Origin of the sequence: Kitasatospora sp. MY 5-36, assembly GCF_001182915.1 — a bacterium.
Lineage (GTDB): Bacteria > Actinomycetota > Actinomycetes > Streptomycetales > Streptomycetaceae > Kitasatospora.
Genome location: NZ_LFVW01000051.1, coordinates 1 through 583, shown reverse-complemented (window position 1 = coordinate 583; position 583 = coordinate 1). Strand labels below are relative to the sequence as shown.

Annotated in this window: 1 protein-coding gene; it reads left to right on the top strand. The window is 73.9% G+C overall.

Going from position 1 to position 583, the window contains the following annotated elements:
- Positions 1–583 (top strand): agmatine/peptidylarginine deiminase (locus tag AE652_RS04775; protein WP_049649862.1); only part of this gene is annotated, 583 nt, incomplete at both ends.

Sequence of the window (583 nt, the reverse complement as noted above, 5' to 3'; positions counted from 1 at the left end):
CGCCTCCGATCCCACCCCCGCCCCCGCCCCCGCCCCCGCCCGCGGCCGGCGGCTCGGCGGCGAGTGGGAGAAGCACGAGCGGACCTTCATGGCCTGGCCCGCCTCCGAGAACGTCTGGGGCGAGCAGCTCGGGGCCGTCCGCAGGGACATCGCCACCGTGGCCCGGGCCATCGGACAGCGCGAACCGGTGGTCCTGCTCGTCCGCCCCGGCCAGGAGGCCTCGGCCCGCAACGCCTGCGGCTCGGACGTCGAGCTGCTCGCCGTCCCGGTGGACGACCTGTGGGCCCGCGACACCCTGCCGGTCTTCGTCGAGGAGGGCGGAAAGGTCAAGGGCGTCGACTTCAACTTCAGCGGCTGGGGCGGGAAGCAGGAGCACGCCAACGACGCCCGGATCGCCCGCACCGTCCTGGAGAAGTACGGGATCGAGCGGCTGGAGACCCCGCTCACCGCCGAGGGCGGCTCCTTCGAGACCGACGGCCAGGGCACCCTGCTGGTCACCGAGAGCTCCGTGGTCAACGACAACCGCAACCCGGGCCGCACCCGCGACGAGATCGAGGCGGAGCTCAAGCGGACGCTGGGCCTC